Genomic DNA, 16,011 nt, shown 5'->3' on the forward strand with positions numbered 1-16,011 from the left:
GTTTAAATGCAAGACGATTTTGAGATGGAGGGGCTCCCTCTGAACTCGTAACGACAAACGACCATTACTGTCGTGTCCGGGAGCGTATGTTATGTCTTGGTTCGATATTTTCGTAGTTTATCTGTATGGCCTCAAATGGCTAGCCATTGCGGTAATGGTGATTTTGTTCGTCTTCGGTCTCGATGATTTATTTATCGATTTTTACTATTGGATACGTAATCTTTACCGCAAGCTGACGATATACCGTAAGTACGATTACTCCGACCCAGATAAATTGCTGGCGGAGCCGGAAAAGCCCCTCGCCATTATGGTTCCCGCCTGGCAAGAGGTCGGTGTGGTCGACAAAATGGCAGCCAATGCTGCTGCGTCACTGGATTACGAGAACTATCAGATTTTTATTGGCACCTACCCGAATGACCTGGAAACACAAGCTGAAGTCGACCACGTAGTTGAGCATTACCCCAACGTCCATAAAGTCATCTGTGCAGAACCAGGGCCTACCAGCAAGGCTGACTGTCTAAACAACATTATTGCTTCAATTATTGAGTTTGAGAAAAAGACTAAAATCGAATTCTCAGGTTATATCCTGCACGATGCAGAGGACGTTCTATCCAGTATGGAATTGCGCCTTTTCAATTATCTGGTTGGGCGCAAAGACATGATCCAGCTGCCGGTGTACCCGTTCCCGCAAAAATGGTACCACTTTACTGCAGCGCATTATCTGGATGAATTCGCAGAGCTGCATGGGAAAGATATTGTGGTGCGCGAGTCCCTCGCTGGCCAGGTGCCGAGTGCTGGTGTGGGCACATGCTTTAGTCGTAGAGCCATTATGCATCTGTTAAAAGAGGGGGATGGTTTACCCTTTGATGTGCGCTCACTGACGGAAGACTATGATATTGGCTTTCGCTTGAAAAACTGGGGTATGGAAGAGATATTCGTCCGGTATCCGGTTAAGCAGGAGCAGGCACAACTACGCGAGAAGCATCGCGGAGTGAGTCTCCGCGACGGCAACGTGGTTTGTGTACGCGAATATTTCCCGACCACATTTTCCACGTCGGTGCGACAAAAAACACGCTGGATTATTGGCATTATTTTCCAGGGCACTCGCAAGCTGAAATGGACCAAAGACTGGCGGATTAATTACTTCCTGTGGCGTGATCGCCGCGGAGCATTGGCCAACATTGTCAGCTTTCTGGCTATGGCGGTGTTTATTCAACTGCTGATTATCTGGATTGTTGAGCAGTTTGTGCCCAGTACCTACCGTGTACTCTCTATTTTCGAGGATGATCAAACTATTGTTTTCTTGCTCTATGCCAACTTATTGTTCCTGGCAAATCGTTTGTTCCAACGGTTTTATTTCGCCAAACAATATTACGGTTGGTTTCAGGGCTTCATGTCCATTGTCCGAATTTTCTGGGGCACAATAATTAATTTTACTGCAAGTCTGCGGGCAATTAAGCAGGTGGTTCAACACGGTGACCCGCGTAAGGTCGCGTGGGATAAAACCTCTCATGTATTCCCGGTGGTGGCGCCGCCACGCAAACGGCCACTTGGTTCGATCCTGATTGATAACGGTAAGTTGAGTGAGGCAGATCTCGAGCGGGCATTGCTCGAGCGGCCAGCCGGTATTCGACTAGGCGTTTATTTAGTTACGGCGGGTATCGTCACTCTTGATGATTTAAGCGAAGCGATTGCAACGCAGGAATACAGTTCATTTCAGGCCTGTGACCCCTTTGAGCTTGATCAGGAGCTCATTCAAAAATTACCGGCCGAGCTGGCTTTTAAATATTCGATTATTCCACTGGCGGAAGAAGGTAAAACTCTTATTGTAGGCCGCGAGTATGCGCTCAGTCCGGTGGCTGAGGCTGCTCTCAGCCGTAAGTTAAAGCGCCCGGTACGTGGTTGTGTGACTACCCAGGGCGCAGTGACCCTTGGCCTGCGCTATTGGTACCTGAACGATAAGGACGCTGATCCTCGCCCGTTTCTTGAGCAAGCGACCGAAAAAGGTAGTTTATCCGAGCAAGAAATCCGACTCTTACGTGATTCCTATTTTATCCGTCAATTACCTTTCGGTACCGCTCTCATTCAGTCGCGTGTGATCGACCCAGCAGTGATGGCACAAGTTATGTTGGCCTATTCTCGTAGCGGAGAGACACGACTCGGAGACTACCTCGTGCATGAAGGCATTATTTCGGAGCACGAACGTGATCAAGCATTGGCGTATCAAAAACGTCATCAGGTCGAAATGAAAGAATTATTAGCTGAGGCGGTTGCTGGGCAACCGGGAATCACATGCGTATTTTAGGTTTATTAGCAACGTTGTCGGCACTGGCGCCGCAAGGGCTGGGCGATTCCATCTTCAATGGTTTGTCGGATTATGAAGAGTTTCGTACGTACCCTTATGTCGACAAAGCCTACCGATTGCAGCAAGATGAAAACTATCAGGCTGCGCTCAGCGAGCTCGATCGCGCCATTGCTATCGCGCCAGACCATACCGCCTTTTATGAATATGCTTTTGAATTAGCAATGCTCAGCAACGACACTGAACGCGCGCAAACCTACCTTGCGGGAGTTCCAAATGAGCGCCGCGCTGAACTCCATCAACGCCTCTTACGAACGCAAATGGCTAAAGCAGTGCCTGATGCCGGCGAGATGCCATCATTCCTGGCAGGTTTAACGCCGGAGCAACAGCTCGAGTTCATTCAACAGGGCCTCTACCAGTTGCAACAGAGTGATTCAAAAGAGACGGCTTGGGCATGGCTTAATGCGTTACCAATGTCGTTATGGACTGAAGAACTCCATCTGGTTGCAGCGCGAACCGCGGCAGATGTTGGCCAATTCAGTGCTGCGGCGCATCATTTCCGGCAATATGCAAAGAATGTTGAACTTGCTCCCGGAGAAATTGCTGAGTTCGGCTATGTGCTGGTTGAGGCCAACGATGAAGCTGGCGCCTTCGCACTGGCAAAACGTTATCCAAAAGCGGCTGGAGGAGTTATTCGCGAGCTAGCTTATCAGTCACTTGGGCGTGATAATCCGACTGCAGCGATGAAGTACTTCGCCTGGTTGCATGAGCGCGATATGCTCTCGACCGCAGATGCGAAGCAATATTATTTCTTACTACAAAATGATGGGCAACTTGAAGCCGCAGTGGCGCTTGCCGATGTGGCTCAGGCTAGCTGCCTGGAGCAGGTCGAACTGCTACTTAAACTGGATGACCGGGGGGCAGCGAGCGAGCTGTTTGTGAATTGCTCAGCGCAGGAAAATCCGTTGGTGTGGTTGACCCTGGCAGAACGTCTCGGTCAGTACGCTGAAATACAGCGGGTGCAATTCACTGACGCGAAACTGCAACAGCGCCGGCAACGGCTATTAATGACCCATTATCATGCCGAACAAGCATGGCGGCAACAGGTGGAGCTACTAGCAGGGAGGGCTCAGGACGAAGCGGCGCTGACTTACCTGGCAATGGCATACGAGAAACTGGGTGATAGCAACAATGCGGAGCGCACCTGGCGGCGAATCTGGGACAACTTCCGTGACCCTGCGGCGCTCGAGAAAGTCACTTACTTAATGTGGCAACGCGGTGAAACCGATGACACCTTAGAGCTTCTTCAGGATGGGTTTGACGAAGTCAATTTAGGTAGCGCACCGGGTAAGGTTTTGTTATCCCGTTACATCAATATTTTGTATGGCAAGCCAGAACATATCGATGCTGCGCGTATCCAGATGTTGGCGGAGAATAATGCCGACCCCGTCGATGTTGCCGAATTGTGGCGCTTGCAGGGTAATTGCGATGCGGCACTGGCAACTTTGGCGGAGGTTAAGCAGGAGCGGGGTATCCGTACCCGCGCAGAATGCTTAATTGACCGTGATCCCGAAGCTGCATATGAAGCACTGCAAATGGCTATTGGTGAAACACCATCCGCTGGAGATTTGCGTTCGCTGGCGGCACTGGCTCAGCGAGTTGGGGACAACGAAGCTGCGGTGCTTTATTTGCAGCGTATTCCGGTTGACCAACGGGTTTCGTCAGACGAACTGGCGATAGCCCGGTTAACCTTTGCTCAGGGTGATATTAAAGGTGCAGAAGCAGCCTGGCAGGCAGCACGGCAGGAAGGTGAGCTGGATTGGTGGTTGCTGGGTGTTGATATTGCTCAGGCGCAGCAAGATGACGATAGAACCTTGTTGTTGCTGGAACGCGCCGATGAGCGTTTCGATTCACCGCTACTGATCGAAGAGCGCGCCCATATTTACCGTAACCGTGGCGACATGGAAGCGCTGGAAAACCTCTACCGGGAAGCTGTAGCAAGCTATCCTGACAACCGTCACTTTCAGGCTGAGCTGGCGTTCACCATTTACGAGCGCGATCCGGTAGAGTCAGCAAGCTACTTTGATAAAGCGTTGCAAGGTAATGAAGAGAACTCACAAGTTAAACACCTGCACCAGGCAGCGTTTGCCTTTAACTTCGCCAACGACAACGAAAAAACAGCACATTATGCCAAGGCTGCGATTGATAAAATGCTTGAACAGCCGGAAGCCGACGAATATCAGCTGCTCAAAGCACAGCGGCTGCACCGCGAGGTTGATAGTCAGTGGGCGTTCACTATAGCTGGTTGGGCCGGTGATAGTAGTCGCGCCAATACCACACAAAGTATCGATGCGCAGAGCGACTACTTCATGCAACTTAAAGCCGCTTACGAGTTTTCGGACGCACAAGCATCGATAGGTGGGCTGGGCGCACAAATTAGTCTGCTGCAGGGTGGCGAAGACGACTTTTTTGAGACCCAGGAGCTAGATGTCGGGTTGACGTGGAAGCCAACCAAAAAACTGAATACTGTCCTCGGTGTAGGCGTCCGGGCGCAATTTGATGGCGATGAAGACGTCAAGGCCTATGTGCGCGCCTCGGCGGATTTACTCAGCCCGTGGAGCGAAGGCAAGTGGTGGGAGCCACAACTGGATCGCGTCTGGTACAGTACCTTCTTCGTTGATGGTATTTATTTTCCAGAAGACGACCAATCGGCGTTTTTCAGCCGGCTTGAGACAGGCCCGGTATTTGCGCTGACCCAATCGCATCTGCAGACGATGCGGCTATACGGTTTTCTGCAAGGTGATACTTCGCATGATCTTGCTGCCATCGGCGATGCTGATGACGCCCGTGCCGGCCTGGGTGTGGGTTGGATGTCAGAATGGTGGCAATCCGATTACAATAGTTACAACCTGCGAATGGAGCTTGGAATTGAATGGCAACATGTCGTATCCAGCGATTACGCGGAGGATGGCGACGATGCGCTACTCATTCGCTTCGAACTGTATTTCTAGCCGTATGTTTCACCGCATACCTGAATATAATGCCAGCGCAGGCGACTAATGTATCTCCTGCGCTTGGTGTAATGTATCAACCTCTCAATCGTGACGCTGAGCTCGGTGGTTACGGTTGGAACTACTTGTTTCAGCAAATCGCCCACAGCCCTGTCGACTTTGGTGTTGTGCAATGGCTGCAATATGGTTCAGAAACTTTTACGCAGCCTGCCCCCTGGCTTGAGGAAGCCTTAACCATCTGGCAACGACACATGCCGCTGTGGTTAGGTTTGCATACCGACCCCGATTACTTTAACCAAATGGCTGCGGGTGAGGCCGCGCAGGGAAAGTTTTTTGCCGCTTATTTGCGCAAGCTGAATGGCGTTGTTGCGCGCTGGCAAAGCTGGGTTAATGAACACGAGAAAAGTGTCCTTGGTTGGTATGTTCCCTTAGAGTTAAGCGATGCTTACTTTAACACCGCGAGTCAGCGTCAACAGTTACATGAGTTTCTTCACCAGCTTAAACAGCGGATGGGCAAGCGCAAACTTGCCATCAGTGTGTTTATGAGTGGGGAACTGCCAGCGGATGAATTCGGTGCCTGGTTAAACGAATTACAAGAACTTGGTTATCAGGTGTGGTTGCAAGACGGAGCAGGCACGCGCGCCTTGAGTGAGACGCAACGAAAAGATTACTTTGCCCATATTAATTGTGACGTGGTGATGATTAACGAAGCATTCCGGCAGACCAACGAACAGCCGTTTGATGCCCGCCCAGCGCGTCCGGAAGAACTGGAGCGTGCGGTTGCCCAGCAACCCAAATGTCACCAGCAGATTCTGTTTTCATTGCGCTACCTGCCGGAAACCGCCGGACTGCTTTATCTGACTGATGTTAATGCTCAGCCGACAAGGTAGCCGCACGGGAACGATTAAACCGCTGCCGATGGCCGTTCATTGATGCGTTGGTACCAGGCGAATAGGTGCGGCAAACTGTCGTCGACGCGAATTTTTACCACCCGGGCAAAGGCGGCAACCGCAAAAGCGGTGATGTCAGCGGCAGTAAAACGATCGCAACAGATATAGGATTTTCCCGCTAAATGCTCATTTAAGAACGCCATAAACTTTTTCACGTCGGCAATACAGAGCTCACCCCACTCCGGCACCGGCGTCATGCGATCTTTGAAATAGCCGCTGGTGTGCTGGAAACCCATTCCACAAGGGATGAAAAAATAATAATCGAGCCAGCGCAGCCACTGTTCAATCTCGGCTTGCTCCAGCGGTGAATCACCCAGTAATTTCGGGGTGTCTGGATAGCTGAGTTCAAAATAACGACAAATGGCCATGGTCTCAGCGATGCAGGTGCCATCCTCAAGCTCTAGCACGGGCACTTTTTTCATCGGATTCTTGGCGGCGAATTCTGCCGTTAAGTTTTCACCCTTTTGCAAATCAACCTGTACGCATTCAACCTGATCAAGCAGGCCCTTTTCAGCTAAAAACATGCGTACGCGACGAGGATTGGGCGCAGTCTTGGTTTCGTAGAGTTTCATTCGGTAACCTCAGTTCGCTAATAAATCTAACGGGTAACGTGAAAACTGTAAGTACTCACCATTGGTCAACTGTAAGTGTAGGGTACCATCGGCAAACACCTTAAAGTTAGAAACCTGGGTGAGTTGCTGCAACACGCGTTTTTCGTCGGCCATCACCTCTGGCGGGCACATGCGTTTGGTCACCGCTAACGGCGAGAACTCAATACCTTCGCCGGTGATGGTATAGCTGCCGGTGAAAAAGTTACAGCCAGCGTAACCGCTGATCCGTGACTCGGGTGAAAACGTCAGTGTCGCGTCATTATCTGTCGCACGACCAGCTTTCCAGCTGACACCGGTAAGCAATCGTTGCGGGTCTCCCGCACAGCCTGACCACTGCTCGTCTTGCTGAATGAAGTTTGCGCTATAGGGAAAACTTTGTCCGCTCATACTGTCGTAACAAACGCCTTCTTCAAGGCGAAGGGTTCGTGTGGCGTCGAGGGTTACCTCAAACGTGAAGGGGGGTGCGTCATTTAATGTCGCACGGCTGACGTTAGCAAAGTTTTCTTCATCTCCCGGCGTACGTAATTGTGCGCTTTGCCGGTCAATTTTGAGCAGCCAGAAAGGTTCGTTGCCGCGCGCATTGAATTGTTGCGGTAGAGTGCCTTGCTGCACACACAAGGGTAAAGCCAGCTTATCAGTTGAGAATTGGGCTTCGTTGTCTTTGCGCCAGAACTCTGCGCCATGATCGGCATTTACATAACGTGTACCTGAGGCACTGGTAGTCGGTTGTAGTTCAAAGCTCTGATCGCCAAAGCTGAGATGCAAGGCGTTATTTTCAACGATGGTCGTTACCTGCAGAGCACCGCAGTTATAAACCAGGGGTTGGTCAGCTTGTTCGTTTTGCGGTTGCGGTGAGCAGGCCGCGAGCAAAGCTGTGATGCAGCTGAGCAGCAGCGCGCGGCGCAGGAATAGAGCATGCATGCCGGTCTCCTTGTCATTAATGCTAGCCATTATTGCTTGTTTAGAACCGCATTTACAGCGTCGCGTGACATTTGCCTGATTCTGCGGTGAAATGGACCCAATTAAAATAACCAGAACGATCATTTACAAGGAATTATCATGCGCCATTTAATTTTAGTTTTCCTATTGTTGCTCACCGTTGGTTGCCAACCGGCAAATGAAGAGTCGCAGCAAACTGAAGCAAACAGCGATGTGGCGGCCGAGCTTGTCGGCAATACGCCTACTCAGGAGCTGCCCATGACCTTTGTGGAAGGCAAGGATTATCGCGTACTGGAACAGGCGATTGAAGTGGCTGATTTTGAACCAGCGCCTGCAGAAGGCGGATTCATTATTGAATTCTTATGGCCGGGCTGTCCGCACTGCCAACATTTCAACCCGACCATTGTTGCTTATGACCTCGAACATACAGACGTAACCGTCATCAAGCGTGCGGCTCCGGCGAACGAGCGTTGGGCGCTTGATGCCCGGGTGTTTTATGCGTTACGCGATATGGGCCATAGCCTCGATGATGAACTTATTGGTTATTATGAGACAGTGCGTGAAAATCACGAACGTTTACCCACTCAGGAAGATATCAACGCTTTCCTGGCCGAGCATGCCGTTGATCCCATCGCCTTCCAGGACGTTTATGAGAGTAGCGCTATCACCGATAAACTCCGGGTCGTGTTGCAAGACATGATGGATGCAGATATTTCGAGTGTGCCGACCCTGGTGGTCAACGGCAAATACGTGGTAACGGCACCTGCGCCGCACTCGCAGGAAGAGTCGAAGCGCTATTTCGCGCTGCTGGATCATTTGCTACAGCTGGATGCTGTTGAGAGCTCGTCCTGATTACTGGTGTAATCATTGTCGGAATTGCTGAGCAGGCAACCATCGTCTGTTTAGCGAAAAGCTTTCGTTTTTGCGATCTATTGACTAGGTTTAGGAGTAGTTATTTAGTATTCTCTAAAACACAAGGAGCTTCCTATGGCCAATGTCGGAACAGTCGATCGGGTTATCCGCGCAATTATCGGTATCGCTTTGATTTATTATGGTGTTACCGCCGAAAATTACTGGTGGATTCTTGGTGCAGTTTTGCTAGCTACGGCGATTTTTAAATTTTGTGGTTTGTATAAAGTGCTTGGAATTTCAACCTGCGCAAAACCATCAAGTTAAAGTAATTACGGAGAAAGCTGTTCCATGTTAACTATGGATTTCTCCTGGCGCGCGGTGATTTTCACCGCGCGACCATCATCTACGTTAAAACCGGACATCTACCGGTGCTGGATTCACGCTAGTTGAGGTAGTTTGAGCCTGTCAGTTCAAGTACACTAAAGCCAAACAAAAACTACCAACGAGGATTCCAGGATGACGCCAGCTCAAGCCCGCCAACTTGTCGCGATGCAGATCGCTTTTAACCAGGTAATAGATGCTGACTACCCAGAGGCGCCAAAGGTCAAACGCGACGACGTAAAAGCGATTTTGGTCGAGCTTGGTGAGTATTTTGAACATACGGCCTATAAGTGGTGGAAGAAGCAAACCGCAGACTGGGCCCAGGCGAACATGGAGCTCATTGATATTCTCCACTTTGCGATTTCTGATGCGGTCGAACATGCTTGCCGCAAGGGCAAAAGCACTGAGGCAGCACTGGAGTATGTGGCGCAACTGATGTTAAAGAGCTTCGCCAATAATGCTGGTGTACAAGACGGCAAAGAACTTGTAGCAGCACTTGCTGCCGACGGCTCTCGAGACTATCCCCTGGTTTGTGGCGAGCAATTCTTCGATAAACTGCTGACAATGCTGGTGAACGCTTATGGTGATGCGGACACCGTGTACCTGACCTATATCGGTAAGAACGCGCTCAACAATTTACGTCAGCAGCGCGGCTATAAGCAGGGCACTTACGTCAAAATGTGGAATGGCGAAGAAGACAACGAAGTGATGATGCGTTTACTTGGCGAACATCAGCAAAGTATTATTGCGGCCGAGCAACCGTTGCTACAAGCACAAACGTTATTGCTCGACCATTACGACAAAGCCGTCGTTCAGTCCTGATTTTTATAACCCGGCATCAGGTAAATTTCGCGTACACAATTGCGTGGATGCGCTTCGATGGCAAAAAGCACCGCATCGGCAACGTCCTGCGGATCGAGCTTGTCGGGTTTGGGTTCGTCAAAAAATGGCGTATTTACCATTCCAGGGGCAATGGTCGTACAGCGGCCATTCCACTCTTTCATTTCTTCCGCCAGATTTTGCGCGAAACCATGAACAAACCACTTGGTCGCACCGTAAACTGAACCTTTTATGATGTTTCGTCCTGCGGCAGAACCGGTCATGAGAAAATGGCCTGTACTTTTGCGCAGGTGAGGAAGTGTTAGTCTGGCGGTATAAAGTAAGCCGTTAATGTTGACGTCTACCATCTTCTTCCATTCTTCGGCGTCACCATTTTCAGTCCCGGCAGTCGAAACCCCGGTGCCGGCATTGGCAAATACTGCATCCAGCTGTCCGAATTTCTCGATACCTTGTTCGACCACGGTCTTCAATTCAGCAAAGTTGCTAACGTCTGAAGGCACGGCGAGTGCCTGATCGCTGCCAATTTCTGCGACAAGCTCATCGAGCAGTTCTTCCCGTCGCGCGGTTAAAATGACTTTGTGACCAGCTTTTGCGGCAGTGAGTGCAGTGGTCTTGCCGATACCGCTGGAGGCACCTGTGATTAATAGAACTTTTGCCATGTTTTACTCCTTTTCCCAGGATTGCTCTGGGTAGTTGGGGAATTCATCGCTTGCGACATGATAGTCTATCACATCGTTAAATACCTGATTACGGAAGCGACCTAGCTCGGCCCAGAGTTCTGAGAACTCTGCAGATGGCTCGGTCGCACTTGATTCCATGTAGGCTTCAAGCATGTCACCGGCGACCGCAAACCCAGCACGTACCCGCTGCGCCTGATAATCCTCAAAAGCTTTGTTGGCTGCTGAAAATGGCAGTGGCTCAAATTCCTGCTCGAGAAAGTAAATGCGGTAAGCTTGCTCGCCGTATGACGCTGCGTTGGTCCACTGTTGCCAGTCCGACTTATTGAGGACCCGGCCCGTGACAGGGTCGATAATAATGACCGTGGGGGTACCGTAGTAGGTGGGTTGCCCGTAATAGTTGGTGACGCTAAAACCGTGCTCCAGGTAACCCACGTCAACATAATTCACAACAAACCGCTGAGCCAGCTGTTGCGCGAATTCAGGTTGTTGGAATTGTTCGGCAAGAGCACGACTGTCTTGGCACCAGTCTGCCCCTAAAACCAGCATGAAAAGCTTATTTTGCTGAGCCGCCAGCTGCTGTTGCTGCTCTAGTTGGTCAGGCGAGAGTGACTGGCCGTTAAAATAAGCATCAGACGCATCTGCTGCGTGAGCTGCGGAGCAGCCAAGAAAAAGTAGGAAAAAAAGAATAGGTCGATACATTAGTCGTTTCCAAAATTAGGTGCGTGAAAAGCAAAGCCCTGGTCTTCAAGAAGCTTTGCCAGGTGCAGTAGGGTTTGATCCTGATGATGCGCTGCAGAGAAACAGAGTCCGATAGGCAGGCCGGTTTTTGCGGTGCCCGTTGGCACGGTAACGACGGGTTGGCCAGTCAGGCTAAAGAAGTTAACGAACGGAAAGCAGTAATCAACGTAAGGTATATTCTGCCCATCCATTTCGATGGTATGGCGGGCCGAGTTATGTGGGAACGCAGGGCCAAGTGTTGTTGGGCTTACCACGATATCAACGGATTGCTGTTGGCGCATCGCTTCGGTTACCAACTCCTGGCGTCGCTTCAGGGCGCGACTGAAACTCTTGAAGTTGAGCGTTAATCCTGTTTTAAGCGCTTTCAAAGCGTGAGCTGACGGTAAGCATGCGGAGCTTTTCAGTAGTTTTCGATACTGCCAGTACAGTAGTCTGCGATAAGGCATCTTCAGGGTCTGCCCCATGGCGTAACCAAACAGCTCGATCCACAGGGTAAGCGACTCGCGAACCAACTGGTCGTCGAGACGAAAGTCGGTGACCTCTGCCCCCGCCGCTTCCAGCTTAGCCCTGGTATCCTTCATCGCTTTGCTCGCAGCCTTACCCGGCTGGACGCCAATTATGCTAGTTAAAAATCCGAATCGGTAGCCCGACAGATCCGGTGACAGGTTTTGTTCGCGGGCAATCGGCAGGTACAGGCGTTGTTGCCAGTCCGGTGCGAACAAAACCTTGTGGGCTAAAGCGAGATCTTCAGCGGTGCGCGCAAGGGGCCCGGTGCAGTTCATGACCGATAAGCCTAAATCGAGATCGGGAAGGGGGGGAATATGCCCGTCAAGGTGGTGGCCATTTTCCGTGGGTTTTAGCCCGAACAGACCACAGTGATGTGCAGGATTACGAATGGAGCCGCCAATGTCACTGCCGAGTTCAAGAGCGCATAAATCAGCAGCGAGGGCGGCGGCTCCGCCACCTGTACTGCCGCCTGGCGTGCGGCTAAGATCGTACGGGTTGTTTGCGCGCGGATAAATTGGGCCAAACGTCTGAGCATCCGCCAGCAGGGTAGGTACATTGGTTTTGCCAAGAAGAACTGCACCCGCATCAAGCAGCCGTTGCACCAACAGTGAGGTGGAGTCGGCCACAAGATTTCGCAGAGGGGGATAGTTCAGAGTTGTCCGGGTGTCCTTTACCTGATAGCACTCCTTTACGGAGATGGGCACGCCATGAAGTGGGCCAGGTTGATCATCTTTCTGTTGGTCGCGTTGTTTGGCTGCTAAACGAGCGGTATCTGGGTACAGATCAACAAAGGCATTAAGCTTTGGGTTGTAGTTTTCAATGCGATTCAAATAGTGCTCAGTTATTGCAGTCGAAGTTAGTTGACCTGCGTTAATTTGACGCGCGATTTCCGTCGCTGATAAATACTTCATGTTTTGCTTCCCAAATTATAAGCCCAAAAAACTAGACAGCTTGCGTTGAATCCCCATACTGGTGCGACCTATACCGGTTAACAATTAACTGATATTACTCGCATCTGTGTTAGTTTAGACCACGTTTAACTTAACATTAAAGTAGCTAACTACTCGAGACAATATAGGTAAACAACCATGATAAAGAGTTTAAAGCTCAGTACGGTTGCATTCGCAATCGCGGCGGGTGCCGCCCTGGTCAGCGGCTCCGCAGTGCAGGCGAATCCTGTCAAGATTGACTATCAACAGCCGGCACAAGAGATTATCGATATCGTTGATGCCGCGTCATCGCCCGGCGGCAGTTTAAGCCCTGACGGTGATTTGTTGCTGATCACAAACTATCCGGCGTTACCGGATATTACCGATGTTTCTGCGGAGCAACTGAAACTTGCCGGACGCCGCATTAACCCGGCAAATTATACCGTTAGTCAGGCCCGCTATATCAGTGCGCTTGAGCTGGTTGATGTCGCGAATGGCAATAAATTAGAGATTAAAGGATTACCAACAGATCTAAAAGCTTTAGGTGCGAGCTGGTCTCCCAATGGCGACTACATAGCGGTAGCGCAGCAAACTCCAGCAAGCGTAGAGTTATGGTTGATTGATGTAGCGAAAGCCGAAGCAAAACTCTGGTCCACTACCGCATTGAATGCCGTTTGGGGACCGCGCTTAGAATGGCGTCATGACAGCAGTGGCTTGTATTCCTACACGGTGGCGGATGACTTAGTGAAACCTGCTATGCGCACCGTGCCAAGCGGGCCGGTAATTACCGAAAGCGCAGGGCGGACCGCGCCCGGGCGGACCTATCAGGATTTATTGTCAAACAAGCAAGATGAAGCTTTATTTGACTACTATTTCACCAGTCAGATTGCTTTTTTTGGTATCGATGGTGATGAACAAGAAATCGGTCCTCAGGCCATCTATAGCGGAGTTAGCACCTCACCTGACGACAGCTATTTGCTGGTGAGTGAAATCAAGCGGCCGTATTCTTATGCTGTGCCTTACTACCGTTTCCCGGAAACCACCATGGTGTGGACCACCACCGGCGAAAATGTCTATACCGTGGTTGAGCAGCCGTTAGCCGACAACCTGCCGATTGCTTTTGATGCAGTAGTGCAAGGGCGGCGGTCAGTTAGCTGGCGCAACGATGCAGACGCCACATTGGTGTGGGCCGAGGCTACAGATTTAGGCGACCCGGCAGTTGACGCTGATATCCGTGACCAGGTCTTTCAGCAAGCAGCCCCCTTTAGCGCAGAACCGCAAAAGCTGGTTGATTTAAGTAAACGTTTTGGGCGTATGTTAGCGGCCGACGCCAGGCATGTGCTGATTTGGGAACGTTGGTGGGCCGACCGCGATGAGAAACTCTGGCTGGTCGATGCCACCGGCGAGCGCGCGCCTGAGCTAGTCTGGGAGCGTTCATGGGAAGATCGCTACAATGATCCCGGACAGCCGTTCACGGTGCAAAAAGATGGTCGCGATCTGTTGTATCTTAATGATGGAAAAATCTTATTAACAGGTACTGGAGCTTCGGCCGAAGGTGACCGTCCGTTTATCGATCGCTTTGACCTCAACAGTAAAGAGAGTGAGCGTTTATGGCGCAGTCAGGCACCCTATTTCGAACGTCCACGGGGCTTAATTGACGCTAATGATCTGACCTTCCTGACCCAACGCGAGGGCGTGAACGATCCGACTGATTTCTTTGTCCGCGACCTTGATGATAATGAGCTTACAGCGTTGACCGAAACGCCACACCCAATGCCGCACACCATGGGAATCAGCCGTGAACTGATTACCTATACGCGGGAAGACGGTTTGGCCATGTCAGCGGAGCTGTATTTGCCTGCTGGCTACGATAAGGCGGAAGATGGCCCTTTACCCACTATCGTTTGGGCGTATCCACGTGAGTACAAAAGTTCTGCTGCGGCCGCGCAAATTTCCGGTTCGCCTTATGAGTTTGTACGGATCAGCTATTGGGCGCCGCAGTATTTAGCGACCCAGGGCTATGCGGTACTCGACAGTGCGACCATGCCAATTGTTGGTGAAGGCGATGCGCGACCAAACGACTCGTTCATTGAGCAATTGGTAATGAATGGTAAAGCGGCAATCAAAGCCGGTACTGATCTTGGTGTCACGGATCCTGAGCGGGTGGCACTCGGCGGCCATTCCTATGGCGCCTTCATGACTGCCAATATGCTGGCGCATAGCGATTTGTTTAAGGCCGGGATTGCCCGCAGCGGCGCTTACAATCGCAGTCTAACGCCGTTTGGCTTTCAGCGTGAAGAGCGCACGGTTTGGGATGATACGGATCTGTACATTGGTATGTCGCCGTTTTTCCATGCTGATAAGATTAACGAGCCTCTGTTAATGATTCATGGTGCAAACGACAACAACTCGGGAACCTTCCCGATGCAGTCTGAGCGTCTGTATCAGGCTATCAAAGGTCTCGGTGGTACGTCACGGCTGGTCATGTTGCCGCACGAATCGCATGGTTATCGGGCCCGGGAATCGGTGCTACACATGCTGTGGGAACAAACCCGTTGGCTGGATCTTTATCTCAAAGATCAGAAGTAGTTAAAAACCAGGAGCCCGCGTCATCACGCGGGCTTTTCTTTATTCAGCACTAAACCAGATGCGCTGAAGCTGGAACCGGCGCTCGCCCCCGGCATTATCGCAATCGACCATCAGCGCCAGACCATCAATGGCTTCGAGTTGCAAGTCGTAATGGCGTTGAAAATGATCCGGTAAATGAACTTTCTCGGTCACCCACTCATTGATTGGGCTGGACTGGTTACGCATGGCTACCATCATCGCTTGCTCAGTAAAGGGGTTTGGCCAGCTTGCACCGATCGGTTGATCGTAGGTCCAGACAAAATTGATAGCCTTGGAACTTAGCCCAAATAATCCCCGTTCAGCGACTGCGTAAACACGCGCCGAATAGTCATCACCAGCTTTTACCCGCTCCTCGTCTAACGCCAAAGGAGGCTGCATTAGACGCCAGCGCCAATTCAGATAAGGGTGTTCAGATAATCCGATTTCCTTTTCTAAATAAAGCGCTGAAGCCTGGCCGGCCTTACAGGAAGCGTCGAGAACGCCGTCTTGCAGCTGGTAGGTTGATCGCTCTTCGAATTTACGAACTGGCCAGTCAACAATAGCTGCTGGCGTAAAATTGAGATCCTGCGCGAAAGGAACTCCCGGCGCTGTTGCGCAAAAAATGATGCTAGCGGTTAAGGTGCAGTGTTTGAGCATAAAACCT

13 protein-coding genes are annotated in these 16,011 nt (G+C 50.9%); 7 read left to right on the forward strand and 6 right to left on the reverse strand.

What is annotated here, in order from left to right; all coding sequences use genetic code 11:
• The first annotated feature begins 91 nt into the window (after window positions 1–91).
• The 3 genes from CWI69_RS06710 to CWI69_RS06720 all read left to right on the forward strand — a co-directional run bounded on the left by CWI69_RS06710 (window position 92) and on the right by CWI69_RS06720 (window position 6,203).
• The gene (locus tag CWI69_RS06710) at window positions 92–2,305 is read left to right on the forward strand and encodes a glycosyl transferase family protein (RefSeq protein ID WP_126763147.1); all 2,214 of its coding nucleotides are present in this window, start codon (window positions 92–94) and stop codon (window positions 2,303–2,305) included.
• The gene (locus CWI69_RS06715; RefSeq protein WP_126763149.1) at window positions 2,293–5,313 is read left to right on the forward strand and encodes an NfrA family protein; all 3,021 of its coding nucleotides are present in this window, start codon (window positions 2,293–2,295) and stop codon (window positions 5,311–5,313) included. Before CWI69_RS06710 ends, CWI69_RS06715 begins: the two co-directional genes overlap by 13 nt.
• Before the next feature lie 71 nt (window positions 5,314–5,384).
• On the forward strand, window positions 5,385–6,203 hold the full coding sequence (locus CWI69_RS06720) for a DUF4434 domain-containing protein (protein WP_157984248.1): 819 nt from the start codon (window positions 5,385–5,387) through the stop codon (window positions 6,201–6,203).
• A 14-nt stretch (window positions 6,204–6,217) separates the two neighbouring features.
• Here CWI69_RS06720 and CWI69_RS06725 read toward each other — a convergent pair whose 3' ends face one another.
• Together CWI69_RS06725 and CWI69_RS06730 are read right to left on the reverse strand one after the other, a co-directional pair.
• Complete coding sequence (locus CWI69_RS06725) at window positions 6,218–6,835, reverse strand: glutathione S-transferase family protein (protein WP_126763152.1); 618 nt, start codon at window positions 6,833–6,835, stop codon at window positions 6,218–6,220.
• Window positions 6,836–6,844: 9 nt separating this feature from the next.
• Window positions 6,845–7,795 (reverse strand): META domain-containing protein, encoded by a 951-nt coding sequence (locus CWI69_RS06730; protein WP_198678915.1) that lies wholly within the window; start codon window positions 7,793–7,795, stop codon window positions 6,845–6,847.
• Between the two features lie 138 nt (window positions 7,796–7,933).
• Between CWI69_RS06730 and CWI69_RS06735 the strand changes: the two genes are divergently transcribed.
• The 3 genes from CWI69_RS06735 (at window position 7,934) to CWI69_RS06745 (ending at window position 9,868) form a co-directional block, all read left to right on the forward strand.
• Complete coding sequence (locus tag CWI69_RS06735) at window positions 7,934–8,665, forward strand: thioredoxin domain-containing protein (RefSeq protein ID WP_126763156.1); 732 nt, start codon at window positions 7,934–7,936, stop codon at window positions 8,663–8,665.
• A 135-nt stretch (window positions 8,666–8,800) separates the two neighbouring features.
• Complete coding sequence (locus tag CWI69_RS06740) at window positions 8,801–8,989, forward strand: YgaP family membrane protein (protein WP_126763158.1); 189 nt, start codon at window positions 8,801–8,803, stop codon at window positions 8,987–8,989.
• 192 nt (window positions 8,990–9,181) lie between these two features.
• Entirely contained in the window at window positions 9,182–9,868 is a 687-nt protein-coding gene (locus tag CWI69_RS06745) for a dUTPase (RefSeq protein WP_126763160.1), read from the forward strand.
• Here the strand turns inward: CWI69_RS06745 and CWI69_RS06750 are convergent.
• Genes CWI69_RS06750 through CWI69_RS06760 form a run of 3 tightly spaced genes read right to left on the reverse strand, consistent with a single transcriptional unit; the run spans window position 9,859 to window position 12,722 of the window.
• Window positions 9,859–10,545, reverse strand: coding sequence for an SDR family oxidoreductase (locus CWI69_RS06750; protein ID WP_126763162.1), 687 nt, complete (start codon window positions 10,543–10,545; stop codon window positions 9,859–9,861). The genes CWI69_RS06745 and CWI69_RS06750 overlap by 10 nt on opposite strands.
• A 3-nt stretch (window positions 10,546–10,548) precedes the next feature.
• Window positions 10,549–11,265, reverse strand: coding sequence for a thioredoxin family protein (locus CWI69_RS06755; RefSeq protein ID WP_126763163.1), 717 nt, complete (start codon window positions 11,263–11,265; stop codon window positions 10,549–10,551).
• A complete protein-coding gene (locus CWI69_RS06760; RefSeq protein WP_126763164.1) occupies window positions 11,265–12,722 on the reverse strand; it encodes an amidase in 1,458 nt (485 codons plus the stop codon). Before CWI69_RS06760 ends, CWI69_RS06755 begins: the two co-directional genes overlap by 1 nt.
• Window positions 12,723–12,899: 177 nt before the next feature.
• On the opposite strand from CWI69_RS06760, the gene CWI69_RS06765 reads away from it, so the two are divergent.
• Window positions 12,900–15,329 (forward strand): S9 family peptidase, encoded by a 2,430-nt coding sequence (locus CWI69_RS06765; RefSeq protein WP_126763165.1) that lies wholly within the window; start codon window positions 12,900–12,902, stop codon window positions 15,327–15,329.
• 39 nt (window positions 15,330–15,368) lie between these two features.
• Here CWI69_RS06765 and CWI69_RS06770 read toward each other — a convergent pair whose 3' ends face one another.
• Window positions 15,369–16,004 carry a DUF3047 domain-containing protein gene (locus CWI69_RS06770; RefSeq protein WP_126763166.1) on the reverse strand — a complete coding sequence of 212 codons (636 nt, stop codon included), beginning with the start codon at window positions 16,002–16,004 and terminating at the stop codon, window positions 15,369–15,371.
• Window positions 16,005–16,011: the final 7 nt, after the last annotated feature.

This window comes from Pseudidiomarina halophila (genome assembly GCF_003987215.1).
In the GTDB taxonomy this organism is placed as follows: Bacteria; Pseudomonadota; Gammaproteobacteria; order Enterobacterales; family Alteromonadaceae; genus Pseudidiomarina; species Pseudidiomarina halophila.

Excerpts from the sequence above, each read along its gene's own strand:
- CWI69_RS06735 (WP_126763156.1), top strand. The coding sequence starts at position 7,934 with ATGCGCCATTTAATTTTAGTTTTCCTATTGTTGCTCACCGTTGGTTGC.
- CWI69_RS06750 (WP_126763162.1), bottom strand. The coding sequence starts at position 10,545 with ATGGCAAAAGTTCTATTAATCACAGGTGCCTCCAGCGGTATCGGCAAG.
- CWI69_RS06760 (WP_126763164.1), bottom strand. The coding sequence starts at position 12,722 with ATGAAGTATTTATCAGCGACGGAAATCGCGCGTCAAATTAACGCAGGT.
- CWI69_RS06770 (WP_126763166.1), bottom strand. The coding sequence starts at position 16,004 with ATGCTCAAACACTGCACCTTAACCGCTAGCATCATTTTTTGCGCAACA.
- CWI69_RS06715 (WP_126763149.1), top strand. The coding sequence starts at position 2,293 with ATGCGTATTTTAGGTTTATTAGCAACGTTGTCGGCACTGGCGCCGCAA.
- CWI69_RS06765 (WP_126763165.1), top strand. The coding sequence starts at position 12,900 with ATGATAAAGAGTTTAAAGCTCAGTACGGTTGCATTCGCAATCGCGGCG.
- CWI69_RS06755 (WP_126763163.1), bottom strand. The coding sequence starts at position 11,265 with ATGTATCGACCTATTCTTTTTTTCCTACTTTTTCTTGGCTGCTCCGCA.
- CWI69_RS06710 (WP_126763147.1), top strand. The coding sequence starts at position 92 with ATGTCTTGGTTCGATATTTTCGTAGTTTATCTGTATGGCCTCAAATGG.
- CWI69_RS06745 (WP_126763160.1), top strand. The coding sequence starts at position 9,182 with ATGACGCCAGCTCAAGCCCGCCAACTTGTCGCGATGCAGATCGCTTTT.
- CWI69_RS06730 (WP_198678915.1), bottom strand. The coding sequence starts at position 7,795 with ATGCATGCTCTATTCCTGCGCCGCGCGCTGCTGCTCAGCTGCATCACA.
- CWI69_RS06740 (WP_126763158.1), top strand. The coding sequence starts at position 8,801 with ATGGCCAATGTCGGAACAGTCGATCGGGTTATCCGCGCAATTATCGGT.
- CWI69_RS06720 (WP_157984248.1), top strand. The coding sequence starts at position 5,385 with ATGTATCAACCTCTCAATCGTGACGCTGAGCTCGGTGGTTACGGTTGG.
- CWI69_RS06725 (WP_126763152.1), bottom strand. The coding sequence starts at position 6,835 with ATGAAACTCTACGAAACCAAGACTGCGCCCAATCCTCGTCGCGTACGC.